This window comes from Salinilacustrithrix flava (assembly GCF_041228405.1).
GTDB lineage: Bacteria > Actinomycetota > Acidimicrobiia > Acidimicrobiales > Salinilacustritrichaceae > Salinilacustrithrix > Salinilacustrithrix flava.
Genome location: NZ_CP133888.1, coordinates 2141034 through 2155285, shown reverse-complemented (window position 1 = coordinate 2155285; position 14252 = coordinate 2141034). Strand labels below are relative to the sequence as shown.

Annotated in this window: 15 protein-coding genes; 7 read left to right on the top strand and 8 right to left on the bottom strand. The window is 72.0% G+C overall.

Annotated elements, in window-relative coordinates:
• The first annotated feature begins 49 nt into the window (after positions 1 to 49).
• Positions 50 to 949, top strand: a complete 900-nt coding sequence (gene ligD, locus RGQ06_RS10670; RefSeq protein WP_432429007.1) for a non-homologous end-joining DNA ligase — start codon at positions 50 to 52, stop codon at positions 947 to 949.
• Here the strand turns inward: ligD and RGQ06_RS10665 are convergent.
• Positions 940 to 1989, bottom strand: a complete 1050-nt coding sequence (locus RGQ06_RS10665) for a TIGR03857 family LLM class F420-dependent oxidoreductase (RefSeq protein ID WP_432429008.1) — start codon at positions 1987 to 1989, stop codon at positions 940 to 942. The two genes, ligD and RGQ06_RS10665, sit on opposite strands and share 10 nt — an antisense overlap.
• Before the next feature lie 88 nt (positions 1990 to 2077).
• Here RGQ06_RS10665 and RGQ06_RS10660 point away from each other — a divergent pair, with 88 nt between their 5' ends.
• Both RGQ06_RS10660 and RGQ06_RS10655 read left to right on the top strand, forming a co-directional pair.
• Positions 2078 to 3736: a chloride channel protein gene (locus RGQ06_RS10660; protein WP_432430666.1), complete on the top strand. Its 1659-nt coding sequence runs from the start codon at positions 2078 to 2080 to the stop codon at positions 3734 to 3736.
• Between the two features lie 28 nt (positions 3737 to 3764).
• Complete coding sequence (locus RGQ06_RS10655; RefSeq protein WP_432429010.1) at positions 3765 to 4811, top strand: LLM class F420-dependent oxidoreductase; 1047 nt, start codon at positions 3765 to 3767, stop codon at positions 4809 to 4811.
• On the opposite strand, the gene RGQ06_RS10650 is transcribed toward RGQ06_RS10655, so the two are convergent.
• The 4 genes from RGQ06_RS10650 to RGQ06_RS10635 are packed head-to-tail and all read right to left on the bottom strand — an operon-like array spanning position 4808 to position 9462.
• Positions 4808 to 7087 (bottom strand): FdhF/YdeP family oxidoreductase, encoded by a 2280-nt coding sequence (locus tag RGQ06_RS10650; protein ID WP_432429011.1) that lies wholly within the window; start codon positions 7085 to 7087, stop codon positions 4808 to 4810. The two genes, RGQ06_RS10655 and RGQ06_RS10650, sit on opposite strands and share 4 nt — an antisense overlap.
• Positions 7088 to 7124: 37 nt before the next feature.
• The gene (locus RGQ06_RS10645) at positions 7125 to 7955 is read right to left on the bottom strand and encodes an SDR family NAD(P)-dependent oxidoreductase (protein ID WP_432429012.1); all 831 of its coding nucleotides are present in this window, start codon (positions 7953 to 7955) and stop codon (positions 7125 to 7127) included.
• 11 nt (positions 7956 to 7966) lie between these two features.
• Positions 7967 to 8863 carry a metal-dependent hydrolase gene (locus tag RGQ06_RS10640; protein WP_432429013.1) on the bottom strand — a complete coding sequence of 299 codons (897 nt, stop codon included), beginning with the start codon at positions 8861 to 8863 and terminating at the stop codon, positions 7967 to 7969.
• On the bottom strand, positions 8860 to 9462 hold the full coding sequence (locus tag RGQ06_RS10635; RefSeq protein ID WP_432429014.1) for a TetR/AcrR family transcriptional regulator: 603 nt from the start codon (positions 9460 to 9462) through the stop codon (positions 8860 to 8862). Before RGQ06_RS10635 ends, RGQ06_RS10640 begins: the two co-directional genes overlap by 4 nt.
• A 147-nt stretch (positions 9463 to 9609) precedes the next feature.
• On the opposite strand from RGQ06_RS10635, the gene RGQ06_RS10630 reads away from it, so the two are divergent.
• Entirely contained in the window at positions 9610 to 9897 is a 288-nt protein-coding gene (locus tag RGQ06_RS10630) for a WhiB family transcriptional regulator (protein ID WP_432429015.1), read from the top strand.
• Between the two features lie 60 nt (positions 9898 to 9957).
• Here the strand turns inward: RGQ06_RS10630 and RGQ06_RS10625 are convergent, their stop codons facing one another.
• From RGQ06_RS10625 to RGQ06_RS10615, 3 genes are read right to left on the bottom strand one after another with little or no spacing between them, the layout of a single operon-like run.
• Complete coding sequence (locus RGQ06_RS10625; protein ID WP_432429016.1) at positions 9958 to 11316, bottom strand: FAD-binding oxidoreductase; 1359 nt, start codon at positions 11314 to 11316, stop codon at positions 9958 to 9960.
• Positions 11317 to 11348: 32 nt separating this feature from the next.
• Positions 11349 to 11681: a MarR family transcriptional regulator gene (locus RGQ06_RS10620; RefSeq protein ID WP_432429017.1), complete on the bottom strand. Its 333-nt coding sequence runs from the start codon at positions 11679 to 11681 to the stop codon at positions 11349 to 11351.
• On the bottom strand, positions 11678 to 11935 hold the full coding sequence (locus RGQ06_RS10615; RefSeq protein ID WP_432429018.1) for a hypothetical protein: 258 nt from the start codon (positions 11933 to 11935) through the stop codon (positions 11678 to 11680). The genes RGQ06_RS10620 and RGQ06_RS10615 overlap by 4 nt, the downstream gene beginning before the upstream one ends.
• A 76-nt stretch (positions 11936 to 12011) precedes the next feature.
• On the opposite strand from RGQ06_RS10615, the gene RGQ06_RS10610 reads away from it, so the two are divergent.
• The 3 genes from RGQ06_RS10610 to RGQ06_RS10600 are packed head-to-tail and all read left to right on the top strand — an operon-like array spanning position 12012 to position 14249.
• Positions 12012 to 12521 (top strand): beta-class carbonic anhydrase, encoded by a 510-nt coding sequence (locus RGQ06_RS10610; protein WP_432429019.1) that lies wholly within the window; start codon positions 12012 to 12014, stop codon positions 12519 to 12521.
• 52 nt (positions 12522 to 12573) lie between these two features.
• Positions 12574 to 13056 carry a cation:proton antiporter regulatory subunit gene (locus RGQ06_RS10605; RefSeq protein ID WP_432429020.1) on the top strand — a complete coding sequence of 161 codons (483 nt, stop codon included), beginning with the start codon at positions 12574 to 12576 and terminating at the stop codon, positions 13054 to 13056.
• The gene (locus RGQ06_RS10600; protein WP_432429021.1) at positions 13053 to 14249 is read left to right on the top strand and encodes a cation:proton antiporter; all 1197 of its coding nucleotides are present in this window, start codon (positions 13053 to 13055) and stop codon (positions 14247 to 14249) included. Before RGQ06_RS10605 ends, RGQ06_RS10600 begins: the two co-directional genes overlap by 4 nt.
• The last annotated feature ends 3 nt before the right edge of the window (positions 14250 to 14252 follow it).

Here is a 14252-nt window from a genome sequence, read left to right as displayed (position 1 = left end):
CCGCTTCGGCCCCGACCTACCACCTCCCCCGCGACCTACCCTCCCGGTGGTGGACGCCGTGGTCACGCTGAGCAAGCCCGACAAGGTCCTGATCCCCGCCGCGGACGGGCACGCGGCGGTCACCAAGGCCGACGTGTTCGACTACGCCACCCGCATCGCCGACCGGATGCTCCCGTACATCGCCGACCGCCCCGCCGTGCTGCAGCGCTTCCCCGACGGCACGGACAGCGAGGGCTGGTACCAGAAGCACGTCCCGAAGCACTTCCCCGACTGGATCCCCACCGTGGAGCTGCCCAAGCGTGGCGGCACCGTCCGCCACGTCGTCATCGACTCGGTCGAGGCGCTGCAGTACGTGGTGAACCAGGGCACCATCTCGATCCACGTCCTCGGCGGCACCACCTCGGCGCCCGACGTCCCCGCCGAGCTGCTGATCGACCTCGACCCCTCCATCGACGACCCGGCCCAGGTGGTGGAGGCGACGGCCGCGGTGCGGGCCCTGCTCGATGACCTCGACGTCACCGGGTTCGTGAAGACCAGCGGCTCGCGCGGCATCCACGTGCACCTGCCCCTGCGGGGCGATGCCCGCTTCGACGCGGTGCGGGCCCTGTCGAACCACCTCGCCGTCGTCCTGGCCGAGCGCCACCCCGACCTGCTCACGGTCGAGTTCGCCAAGGACGACCGCGGCGACCGGCTCTTCGTCGACGTGCTCCGCAACGCTCCGGCCCAGCACGCCGTGGCGCCCTACACGCTGCGTCCGAAGCCCGGCGCCCCGGTGGCCGTGCCCCTGCGCTGGGACGAGGTCGACAGCAGCTGGCACCCCCAGAGCACGCCGCTCGCCTCGCTGTTCCGGCGCCTCGGGGCGCTGGCCAGCGACCCGTGGGAGGGCTTCGACGCCGCCCGCCTCCCCGCCGCCGACATCGCCGAGCGGGTGCAGCGCGTTCACCCCTGAGCGCGGTAGGCCTCGATGACGGGCTGGAGCTGGGTGGGGGTGGCGCCGTGGAGGATGACGGCGTCGCAGCCGAGGGCGAGCTGGCCTCGCACCGCCGTCGCGCACTGCTCCGGCGTGCCGGTGGCGCTCGGGGCGAGCCACTCGTCGGGCAGCAGGGTGGCGATGTGCTCGAGCTGCTCGGTGGTGGCGACCCCGTCGATCGGGCCGCCGATGCCGGTGACGACCGGGTCGGCCCGGAACCGCTCCAGCACGGCCGGGTCCCACCCGTTGGTGCGGATCATCAGGTCGCCGTAGCCCTGCAGGTAGGTGGCCAGGCGGCCGACCGACTTCTTCAGGCGCAGCTCCTCGGGGAGGTGGTCGCCGATCGTGGCGAAGCACGACCACACGACGACGTCGTCGGGGTCGCGTCCGGACTGCTCGGCCGCCTCCTTGACCGTCCGGACGGCTCGCTCGGTCGTCTCGTCGGTGAAGAACGTGTGCAGCACGACCTCGTCGAAGCAGCGACCGCCGAGCTTCAGCGACTCGGGCCCGAAGGCCACGAGACCCATCGGCAGGTGCTCGTCGAGCGCCCGGTTCAGGTGCAGCACCGGCCAGGAGCCGGCCGGGCCGTCGTGGCCGACCACCACCTCGCCCCGGAACAGCCGGCGCATGATGCCGGCGAAGTCCTCCATCTGCGCCGTCGTGATCCGCGACATCCCGAACGCGTCCTGCATGGCCGGGATGCCCCGCCCGATGCCGAGCACGAAGCGCCCGCCGGTGAGGTCCTGCATCGTCCGGGCGATGCCGGCCGTGACCATGGGGTGCCGCGTGTTGTGGTTCGTGGTCGCGGTCTGGATGTGGATCCGCTCGCTCACGGCCCCAGCCGCCCCGCAGAGCGTCGCGGCCTCCTTGAGGTCGTAGCGCTCGGAGATGAACGCAGTGCCCAGCCCGAGCGCCTCGGCGTCGCGCACCTCGTCGATGAGGTCGCGGCTCGAGTCGGGCTGGCCGGCCAGGGCGTAGAACCCCAGCTCGGGGTGGGGTTGGACGTTGGCGGCGGTCATGTGCGCTCCGTCGTCGGGCCGAGGGTCGGCGGGGTCGGACCCGTCACCGTAGATTCCGCCTGTGCCCGCCGAGCGACCGACTGAACCGATGCGCGCCCGGTTCGACCGGATCCGGGCGAAGACCGAGGAGGCCACCGAGGCGCCGAGGGCGACGCTGCGCTTCGGCGTCTACGCCGTCGTCGGCATGGTCGTCGGCCTCGTCGTGGCGGGCATCCAGTGGATCGCGCTCGACGTGGTGCTCCACGAGCTGCTCGAGGCCCCCCTGTGGTTCCAGGCCCTCGCGCCCGGCCTCGGCCTCGCCGTCACCTTCGTGGTGCTGCGGGGACGCACGACCCCGGCCACGTCGGACGACTACGTGCGGGTGTACCACGACGGCGACGACCTCCGGCCGCGCCAGCTGGTGCCCAAGCTCCTCGGGGCCGTCGCCACCCTGGGCGGCGGGGGCGCACTCGGCGCCGAGGGTCCCTCGGTCTACGCCGGCGCCAGCATCGGGCAGCGCCTCGGCCTGCGGCTCACGTCAGTGCTCGGACCCCGCGGCCACCGGGCCCTGACGTCAGCCGGCGCGGCTGCCGGCGTGGCCGCCATCTTCCAGGCGCCGGCCACCGGCGTGCTGTTCGCCCTCGAGACGCCCTTCCAGCGCGACGTCGCCCGGCGCGCCCTCATCCCGGCCCTCATCGCCGCCGCCACCTCGTACCTCACCTTCGTGTCGATCTTCGGCGTGCACTCGTACCTGCCGGTGCCCCGGGGCGAGGTGCGCCTGCGCGACGAGGTCTTCGGGGCGATCCTGCTCGGCCTGTGCGCCGGCATCACCGCCCGCGGGCTGGCTGGGCTGTGGGGCGCGGCGAAGGGCCTGTCCGAGCGCGTCTCGCCCGTCGTCCGCCTGGCCGCCGGCGCGGCCGTCAGCGGGCTGACCCTCGTCGCGGCCCGAGCGCTGATCGGCACCAGCTTCACGCTCGGACCGGGTGTGGAGATGGTGGCGGAGATCGCCGTCGACCCCACGATCGGGCTCTGGGTCATCGTGGCCGCGTTCGCCCTCCGGGCCCTGGCGACGTCGGCCGCCCTGGGTGCGGGGGGTGTCGGCGGGGTGTTCATCCCCCTCGTGGTCCAGGGACTGCTGCTCGGCCGGCTCGTGGAGTCGCTGTTCACCGACGCGGCGCCGGGCCTCTACCCCGTCATCGGCCTCGCCGCCGTCCTGGGCGCCGGCTACCGCACGCCCCTCGCCGCCGTCATGTTCGTGGCCGAGACCACCGGCCAGGCCCAGTTCGTGATCCCCGCCCTGGTCGCCACCGCCGTGTCGCAGGCCGTCATGGGCGAGAAGAGCGTGGCGTCGTACCAGGTCACCGAGCGGGAGGGGATGCTCGAGCGGCGCCTGCGCCTGCCGGTGCGCAACGTCGTGATCGACGTGCCGATCCTGCACCCCGACCAGCTGGTCACCGACGTCATCGACACCTACGGCGATGCCCCGCCGGCCCAGGCGCTCCCGGTGTGCGATGACCGCTACCGGGGCCTGCTGATGCTGCGCGACATGGCCATGGCGCTGTTCGAGATCGGCCCCGATGCCACCGTCGGCCAGGCCATGCACGACGTACCGGCGGTGCGGGTGGACGTGCCGGCCGTGGAGGCGGCGCGGATCATGGGTGAGCTCGACAGCGCCGTCATCGCCGTGGTCGATGCCGACGACGTGGCCATCGGCGTCGTCACCGCCCTCACGATGACCGGCGCCCTCGACTACGACCCCGACGAGTAGGCCGCCGGCGAGGGCATAAGGTCGCCGCATGAAGCTCGGACTCTCCCTCGGCTACTGGGGTCGCGGCCCCAACCCGGACACCCTCGACAACGTGCTCGCCGCCGAGTCGATGGGCTTCGACTCGATGTGGACCGCGGAGGCATGGGGGTCCGACGCCCTCACCCCGCTGGCCTGGTACGGGTCGCGGACCACGACGATGAAGCTCGGCCAGAGCATCACCCAGATCAGCGCGCGCACGCCGGCCGCCACGGCCATGGCGATGCAGACGCTGCAGCACCTCTCCGACGGACGGGTCATCTGCGGCCTCGGCGTGAGCGGTCCGCAGGTCGTCGAGGGCTGGTACGGCCAGCCCTTCGCCAAGCCCCTGGCCCGCACCCGTGAGTACGTCTCCATCCTCAAGCAGGTCTGGGAGCGGGGCGAGCCGGTCACGAGCGAGGGCCCGCACTACCCCCTCCCCTACCCGTCCGACGCCGAGGGCTCGGTCGGCAAGGGCAAGGCGCTGCGCTCCATCACCCACCCGCACCCCACGCCGATCCCGGTGTACCTGGCGGCCGAGGGGCCGAAGAACCTGGCCCTCGCCGGCGAGATGGCCGACGGGTGGCTGCCGCTGTGGATGAGCCCGGACGAGTCGCCCTGGTACGAGGCCCAGATCCAGAAGGGCATGGACCGCGTGCCCGGCAAGAGCTGGGACGACTTCGGCGTGGCCGCCACCGTGCCCACCCTCGTGCTCGACGACCTCGACGCCGCCATCGACCTCATGCGCCCCAACCTCGCCCTGTACATCGGCGGCATGGGCGCCAAGGGCGAGAACTACCACTACGACGTGTTCGCCCGGATGAACGAGGGCCGCTACGAGGGGACCTGCGAGAAGATCCAGGAGCTGTACCTGTCCGGCCACAAGGACGAGGCCATCGCCACGGTGCCTGCCGAGATGGTCGACGACATCTGCCTCGTCGGCTCCGCCGACCGCGTGCGCGACCGCGTGCAGCGCTGGGAGGACTCCATCGTGGACACCCTCCTCATCGGCGGCCCCTGGCAGACCGTGCAGGCCGCCGGCGCCGCCCTCCTGGACTAGCTCGTCCGCTCGAGGCGGACGATGATCGACTTCGAGGTCGGCGTGTTGGAGGTGGTGGCCACCGAGTCCACCGGCACCAGCACGTTGGCCTCGGGGAAGTAGGCGGCCGCCGTCCGCCGGGCGATCGGGTACTCGACGACCCGGAACGAGGGCGCCCGTCGGTCGTCGTCGCCGGGCCACTCGCTGACGAGGTCGACCACGTCACCGTCGGCGAGGTCGAGGTCCGCCAGATCCTCGACGTTGCAGAACACGACCCGCCGGCCGCCGGTGATGCCGCGGTAGCGGTCGTCGAGGCCGTAGATCGTGGTGTTGAACTGGTCGTGGGAACGGACGGTCTGCAGCAGCAGCCGCCCCTCGGGGATCCGGATCGGCTCGAACTCGTTGACGGTGAGCTGGGCCCGGCCGGACGCGGTGGCGAAGGCGCGCTCGTCCCGGGGCCGGTTCGGCAGCGCGAACCGGGCGCCGCCGGCGATGCGCTCCTCGAAGCGCTCGAAGCCCGGCACCACCCGGCTGATCCGGGTCCGGATGCGGGCGTAGTCGCCGGCGAACGACGACCACGGGATCGTCGACCCGGGCAGCGTGGCCTCGGCCATGGCGCACACGATGTCCACCTCGCTGCGCAGGTGCTCCGACACCGGCTCCACCGACCCCTGCGTGGCGTGGACCTCGCCCATCGAGTCCTCCACCGTCACCGACTGCACGAGGCCGCCGGTGCGGTCGATCTCGGTGCGCCCGAGGCAGGGCAGGATCAGCGCCTCCTCGCCGCACAGGACGTGGCTCTTGTTCAGCTTGGTCGACACCTGCACCGTGAGGCCGCACGACGCCAAGCCGGCGGCGGTCCGCTCCGTGTCGGGGGCAGCGGACACGAAGTTGCCGCCCATGCCGACGAACACGTCGACGTCACCCCGGGCCATCGCCCGGATGGCATCCACCGTGTCGAGGCCGTGCTCGCGCGGCGGGTCGAAGCCGAACTCGCCGGCCAGCGCATCGAGGAACGGGGCCGGGGGCTTCTCCCAGATGCCCATGGTGCGGTCGCCCTGCACGTTGCTGTGCCCGCGCACGGGGCAGAGCCCGGCGCCGGGGAGTCCGATGGCACCGCGCAGCAGGTGGGTGTTCACGATCTCCCGGATCGTCGGCACCGACCCCTTGTGCTGGGTGAGGCCCATGGCCCAGCAGGTGATGAAGCGCTGGGTGCCGCCGAGGAGGTCCACGAGCAGGTCGACGTCGACCTGGTCCAGGCCGGTGGCCTCGAGCCGGGTGGCGTGGTCGAGGTCGGCGAGCGCCGACGACAGCGCATCGAGGCCGTCCACGCGAACGTCCACGAAGTCCCCGTCGAGCGCGCCCCGCGCGACCAGTGCGGCGTTCACGAGCTGGAACAGGGCGAGGTCGCCGCCGACCCGGATCGCCAGGTGGTGGTCGGCGAGACCGGTGCCGGACCCGAGGATGCCCCGCACCTTCTGGGGGTTCTTGAACCCGAGCAGGCCGGCCTCGGGCATCGGGTTGATCGCCACGATGGTGGCGCCCCGCTCCTTGGCCCGCTCGAGCGAGGAGAGCATGCGCGGGTGGTTGGTACCCGGGTTCTGGCCGACGATGAGGATGACGTCGGCGTCGTCGAAGTCCTGGAGGCGGACCGTTCCCTTGCCGATGCCGATGGTCGGCGTCAGCGCGCTGCCCGAGGACTCGTGGCACATGTTCGAGCAGTCGGGCAGGTTGTTCGTACCGAGGTCACGGGCGAAGAGCTGGTAGAGGAACGCGGCCTCGTTGCTCGTCCGGCCCGATGTGTAGAACACGGAGCGGTCCGGCGTGGTGGCCTGGAGGTGGCGGGCGATGACGGCGAACGCCGCGTCCCAGCTGATCGGCTGGTAGTGCGTGGCCGCGGGGGGCCGGTGCACCGGCGCGGTGATGCGGCCCTGCTGGCCGAGCCACCAGTCGCTGCGCTCGGCCAGCTCGGCGATCGGGTGGCGCTCGAAGAAGGTGGGGTCGACCCGACGGCGGGTCGCCTCCTCGGCCACGGCCTTGGCGCCGTTCTCGCAGAACTCGGCGTGGGACGCGTGGTCGGGGTCCGGCCAGGCGCAGCCGGGGCAGTCGATGCCGCCGGGCTGGTTGAGGTCCCGCAGGATGCGCACGCCGCGTCGGATGCCCACCTGGTGGCGGACCGGATCGAGGCCGTGTCGGACACCGGCGATGCCCGCGGCCGTCGACTCCGGCGCACCGACCTCGATGGCCGCGACGTCGTCCGCCGGGCTGGGATCGTGCTCGGGGGGCGGCGTCACCATGCAGGCATCGTGCCAGACGCCCCCGGGGCCGGGTCCGTCAGCGCATCCGCGAGGCACCCCGCACGATCACCCGCTGCACGAGGCCGGCGGGGAGGCGGGAGACCAGGTCCAGGGCCTTCGCGTCGGGGCCGATGAGCGCCCGGCGGCGGTTGCGCTGCACCGCCTTGACGATCTGGCGGGCCGCCTTCTCCGGCGTGGTCATGAACAGCCGCTCGAACTCCCGACGCGCCTCCTCGGGATCGTCGGCCATGGCGGTGACGCTGTCGTCCATGCGGGCGTTCTTCGCGATGTTCGTCTTGATCCCGCCGGGGTGCACGGTGGTGGCGCTCACGCCGCACGGATCGATCTCGAGCTCCATGCGCAGCGCGTCGGTGAAGCCCCGCACCGCGAACTTCGCCGCGTTGTACGCCGACTGCGACGGGATGCCGAGCAGGCCGAACACGCTGGAGATGTTCACGACGTGGCCGGCGCCGGAGGCCTTCAGGTGGGGCAGGAAGGCCTTGGTGCCGTGCACCACACCCCAGAAGTTGATGTCGATCAGCCAGTGGAGGTCCTCGTAGCGGGCGCCCTCGACCGTGGCGCCGAGGGCCACGCCGGCGTTGTTGAACACCAGGTTGACCTGGCCGTGATCGGCCACGACCTCGTCGGCCCAGCGCTCGACCGCCTCGCGGTCGGCCACGTCGACCCGGGCCGAGGTGACCTTGACCCCGAACCCCTCGGCCTTGGTGACCGTCTCGGCGAGGCCGACCTCGTCCACGTCGCTCAGCGCGAGGTGGGTGCCGGCCCGGGCGAGCTCGACGGCGAGGGCCCGGCCGATTCCGGACCCCGCCCCGGTGATGGCGGCCACGTGGCCACGGAGCTGCTCCACGTCCCGCCCCTTCACGCGGCTCGCGCCGCGAGCTTGTCGTTGAGGGTGCCCTCGTCGCCGAAGAGCTCTGCCCGCCAGCGGCTGACCAGCTCATCGGTGTCGCGGTCGTCGGGGTGGAAGTCCGGTGCGTCGTACTCCTTGAGCGTGCGCCACGTCTCCCGGGAGAGGAACGGCGACGCCTTGAGCTTGCGGAAGCTGCGCCACAGCTTCACCGGGTGGCGACGGGCGTCGCGGTCCAGCAGCACCGACACGATGACCTGCAGGCCCATGCCGACCACGAAGCCGAGCCGGATGAACTTCATGGTCCACACCCGCATGCGCTCGGACCCGCCGACAGCCTTGAAGACGTCGAAGGCGACGGCCTTGTGCTCGGACTCCTCGAGCGCATGCCAGAGGAAGAGGTTCTTGACCTCCTCGTGGCCGATCATGTCCCGGGCCCGCTCGTCGCTGAGGATGATCTCGGCCAGGGTCGCGGTGAAGTGCTCGAGGGCGGCCGTGGACGCCAGGTTCGAGATGGGCGGCGCAACGCGCTCCCGGAGCGCCAGGCCCTTCCTGGTGAAGCGCTCGGCGGCCTTGGTCGGGTAGCCGAGCTGGTCGAGGCGGTCGTTGAACTCGCGGTGCTCGCGCCCGTGCACGGCCTCCTGGCCGATGAAGCCGGAGACCTGCCGCTTGAGGTCCGGGTCGGTGATCTGGGAGCGGTAGTGGCGCACCGAGCGGACGAAGAAGTCCTCGCCGTCGGGGAACACCGAGGACAGCGACGCGATCAGGTGGCTGCCGATGATGTCGCCGTCCTCGGCGAAGTGCTTGGGCAGGTCGCGCAGCGCCTCCTCGAAGGAGATGCGCCGGGTGGGCACGTCTCGCGACGCGTTGGACGTCTGCGGGGCCGGGGTGGGTTCGGTGATGGTCATCGGGGGTCCTCCTGGGGGACGAGCAGGTACCGCTCGAAGGCGGCGATGATCACGGCGGTGAGGCGGTCGTCGGAGCTGACGAAGCCGTCGAGGGCACGGCGGCGGTTGAGGCCGTCGATGACGAGGTCGATGAACTCGACGACGGCCTCGGGGTCGATGTCGGGGCGCACGACCCCGGCGTCGACCGATTCCTCCAGCAGCGGGACGAAGGCGTCCACGATGCGGCGGTTGATGCGGCGCTGGGCGTGCAGGGCGTCCTCGGTGCCCGAGCCGGTGCGGAACGACGCCAGCACCTTGAGGTCGAGCACCCGGACGAGCTGGTCGACGAGAGACCGCACCACGCCCTCCATGGGGGTGCCGAGCTCGAGCTCGGCGTGCACGAGGGTCGTGAGCTCGTCGGTCTTGTGATCGACCACGGCGGCCAGCAGGGCCTCCTTGGAGTCGAAGTGGCCGTAGAACATGCCCGCGGAGACGCCGGCCTCGGCGACGATCGCCCGGGTGGTGAGCCCGTCGACGCCGTCGCGCTCGGCGACCGCGACGGTGGCATCGATCAGCCGCTGGCGGGCGGCGGCTCGCTGCTCCTCGCTGATCTTGGGCATGGACGGTCCTTCCAAACCGAGCGCTCGTTCTGTTTCCCATGTTCGCCGCCCGGATGCCGAATCCCTTCCGCAGTGGCATGAGCCACACCATCCGGTACGCTTCCGCACGTCACTTCGTGGGCGGAGATGACCTCTGAGGAGTCCTCCGTGCCCGCACCCGACCAGCACACGAGCCCGTTCTCCGAACCGGGCGACCTGTTCGCGTCCGTCGCCTTCATGGCCCTCGGCGCGTGCCGGGGCGCCGACCCCGACCTGTTCTTCCCCGATCGGGGTGAGTCACTGGAGCCGGCCAAGCGCATCTGCAGCGAGTGCGTCGTGCGCGACGAGTGCCTCGAGCACGCCCTCGCCAGCGGCGAGCGCTTCGGGGTCTGGGGCGGGACGTCGGAGCGCGAGCGCCGCCGCATCCGCCGCTCCCGCCGCACCGCCGCTGCGTGAGCCGCTACACCACAACTGCCAGTTCCGGTCCTCCCGAACTGGCAGTGCTCCTGTAGCGCGCTAGAGCCACTTGCCGGGGTTGAGGATGCCCTGGGGGTCGAGCGCCGCCTTCACCCGGCGGCTCAGGTCCACCACGTCGGGGCCGAGCTGGGTCGCGAGGTGGGCGGCCTTGAGCGACCCGACCCCGTGCTCGCCGGTGATGGTGCCGCCGAGGTCGAGGGCGGCGTCCATCACGGCGCCGAAGGCGGCATCGGCCCGGGCGACGGCATCGGGGTCCGCCGGATCGAAGGTCACGAGCGGGTGGAAGTTGCCGTCCCCGGCGTGGCCGATGACCGGGATGGCGGTGTCGTGGCGCTCGGCGACGGCGGCCACGGCGGCGAGCAGCGCCGGGATCTGCGGGATGGGCACGCCCACGTCCTCGATGAGCACGCTGCCGAGGCGCTCCACGCACGGGATGGCCATGCGCCGGGCCGCCATGAGCAGCTCGCCCTCGTCGGGATCGTCGGTGACGGCCACGTAGGTGGCGCCGGCGGCCTCGGCGTGCTCAGCCATGCGGGCGGCGGTCGAGTCCCCGGCGTCGGACTGGCCGAGGAGGAGGGCGCCGATCGAGGTGTCGAGCCCCATCGGCTTGACCGACTCCACCGCCGCGACCGCGGCGCGGTCCATGAGCTCGAGCGCCGACGGGCGCAGGGACGCCATCGTCGAGGCCACGGCGACGCCGGCGTGGATCGGGTCGACGAAGGTCGCCACCACGGTGGAGGACGGTGGCGGGGTGGGACGCAGGCGCAACGTGGCCTCGGTGATCACACCGAGGGTGCCTTCGGACCCGACGAAGAGCCGCTTGAGGTCGAGCCCGGCGACGTCCTTGATGGTCCGGCCTCCGAGCCGCGTGATCGTGCCGTCGGCGAGGACGACCTCGATGCCGAGCACGTAGTCGGTGGTCACGCCGTACTTCACGCAGCACAGGCCCCCGGCGTTGGTGGCCAGGTTCCCCCCGATGGAGCAGATCTCGTAGGAGGACGGGTCGGGCGGGTACCAGAGCCCCTCGGTGCGGGCCGCGGCCTTGACCTCGACGTTGAGCGCGCCGGGCTGGACCACCGCGACCATCGATCCCGCGTCGATGCGGACCTCGCGCATGCGCTCGGTCGACAGGGTGATGCAGCCGTCCACCGCGGCCGACCCACCCGACAGCCCCGTGCCCGCACCCCGGGTCACCACGCCCACCCCGAACCGGCTGGCCACGCGCAGCGTGACGGCGACCTCGTCGGTCGATCCGGCGCGCACCAGCGCGACCGGGGTACCCGGCACCACCGTCTTGGCCCGATCGAAGCGGTACCCGTCGACCACGTCGGGGTCGACGACCACCGACTCGGCGGGGAGCGCATCCTGCAGCGCGGCGACGACGTCGGCGTGGCTCATCGCTGCCGAGTCTGCCCTGCTCGGCGGCCCGCTCAGGCCTCGACCGCCTCCAGCAGGTCGGCCACCGTGCGCGGCTGCTCCAACGGGTGGCGCAGCGGGCGGTCGGCGATGACCTCGTACCGGTTGCGGCGGCCGACGCGCTGGCGCCGGACGTAGCCGCCGGCCTCCAGATCGTCCAGGATGCGCTGCACCGCACCTTGCGTGATGCCGACCGCCTGGCTGATGTCGCGCTGGCGCAGCTCGGGATCGCGACTGATGGCGACGAGAACGTGACCGTGGTTCGTGAGGAACGTCCACCCGAGGGCACGCTCGGGTGCCGGCCGAGTCGGTTCCGGACCGGCCGCCGTGAGCGTGGCCCCGCTCATGCGGCCAACGGGTCGTGGTGCCACTCGGCCCGCAACCGGTCGAGGTGCCGTCCGCAGCGGAGCGCCTCGGCCCAGACGTGGTCGTCCTTCGCCCCGCAGCGGGCCCGGAGCAGCAGGTGGCGGACCTCTCCCTCCAGCTTGCCGAGCACGCGGGGGGCGTCCCGGTGGCGAGGCGGCGGGGCCATGGTCCAGAGCCGCTCGATGATCCGGACCTGGCGCTCGAGCTCGTCGACGAGTGCACGCGATGGGGTCATGGAGAGAGCCAAACACACACACTGGAATAGGTCAATCAGATTGCGTCAGTTTCCATCGAGCCGTAGCATCTCCGACATGACCGAGCCCTTCTCCCCCAACACCGACGAGCTCCTGGCCAAGAACGCGGAGTACGCCGGCGCCTTCCACGACTCCGACCTCGAGGTCGCTCCCACCCGGAACCTCGCCGTCGTGGCCTGCATGGACTCCCGCATGGACATCTTCCAGATCCTCGGGCTCGAGAACGGCGAGGCCCACGTCATACGGAACGCCGGTGGGGTCATCACCGACGACGTCATCCGCTCCCTCTGCCTGTCGCAGCGCTTCCTCGGCACGCGGGAGATCGTGCTGCTGCACCACACCGACTGCGGCCTGTCCAAGGTCGATGAAGGCGACTTCCGCGAGGAGCTCGCCGCCGAGCTCGGCGTGAAGCCGTGGTGGTCGCTCGAGGCGTTCACCGACGTCGACGCGGACGTGCGCCAGTCGATGCACCGCATCGAGATGACGCCCTTCATCTCGCACAAGGAGCACGTGCGCGGCTTCGTCTACGAGGTCGAGACCGGACGCCTGCGCGAGGTCACCGGCTGAGTCGTTCGCGCCATCGGGCAGACTGGCCACGACGCCGACGACAGGAGCGCCAGTGGCCGAGGTGACCGAGACGCAGCTGCCCGGGGTGGGCGTGCGCTACGAGTTCAAGACGGGCGACAAGGACCACGTCGGGGTGGTGCACCACCACTCCGGTCGACGCGAGATCATCGTCTACGACCGCAAGGACACCGACGTGGCCCGCTCCGTCCTCGAGCTGAGCGCCGACGACAGCCGCACGCTCAGCGACCTGCTCGGTGCCAGCCAGGTCACCGAGGCCCTGGCCGCGGTCCAGCAGCGCATCGAGGGGCTCACCCTCGAGTGGATCGAGGTCGCCGAGGAGTCCGAGATGGCCAACCGGAGCATCGGTGACGGCCAGCTCCGCACCCGCACCGGCGCGTCGGTCGTGGCGGTGATCCGGGGCGACACCAGCGAACCGGCACCGAGCCCGGACTTCGTGCTCCTACCGGAGGACGTCGTGGTCGCGGTGGGCACCGCAGACGGACTGGAGCTCCTGCGGCAGGCGCTGCGCCCGTGACGCTGGTGCTGGCCGCGGTCAGCGGGGAGACGGCCGAGGCGTTCATCCAGATCGGTGGGGTCGTGGTCGCCCTGGCCGTGCTGGCGCGCATCGCCGGCCGCCTCGGCATCACGGCGATCCCGCTCTACCTCCTCGCCGGCCTCGCCGTCGGCGAGGGCGGCTTCACGTCGCTCGAGGCCGGCCAGGACTTCCTGGCCATCAGCGGCCAGATCGGCGTGCTGCTGCTGCTCTTCGCCCTCGGCCTCGAGTACACGGCGGACGAGCTTCGCCACGGTCTGCGCACCGGCACCGGAACCGGGGCGGTGGACGCGGTCGCCAACTTCCTGCCCGGCTTCCTCGCCGGGCTCGCCCTCGGGTGGGAGACCACCGCTGCGGTGCTGCTCGGTGGCGTCACGTGGGTGAGCTCGTCGGGCGTCGTCGCCAAGGTCCTCACCGACCTGCGGCGCCTCGGCAACCGTGAGACCCCGTCCATCCTGAACGTGCTCGTGATCGAGGACCTGGCCATGGCGGTCTACCTGCCGATCGCCGCCGCCCTCGTCGCCGGCCGGACCGCACTCGACACCGCCGCCACCGTGGGCATCGCGCTCGCCGCCGTGGGGATCATCCTCGTCCTCGCCCTCGGCAGCGGCGCCCGTCTGAGCGCCATGCTGGCCCCTGGTGGGGACGAATCCCTCCTGCTCTCGATCTTCGGCCTGACGCTCCTGGTGGGTGGCCTGGCCGAGCAGCTGCAGGTCTCCAGCGCGATCGGGGCCTTCCTCGTCGGTCTCGCCCTGTCGGGCGCGGTGCAGCACCGGGCGACCGTGCTCGTCGAACCGCTGCGCAACCTCTTCGCCCCGATCTTCTTCCTCTACTTCTCCTTCGGCATCGCCCCCGACTCCCTCATCAGCGTCCTGCTCCCGGCGCTGCTCCTCGCGGTCGCGAGTGCCGCCACCAAGATGCTCTCGGGCTGGCTGGCCGCGGCCCGGGCAGGTGTGGGCGTCCGGGGCCGGTTGCGCGCTGGTACTGCGCTGATCGCTCGGGGCGAGTTCTCCATCGTGATCGCATCGCTCGGCGTCGGCACGGTCGACGGCACCGACCTCGGCGCGTTCGCCGCGGCCTACGTGCTCATCACCGCGGTGCTCGGCCCGATCGCCGCGAAGTACGCCGACCAGATCCCGATCCCGGCACGACTGAACCGGCCGGCGCCGGCCTGAGCG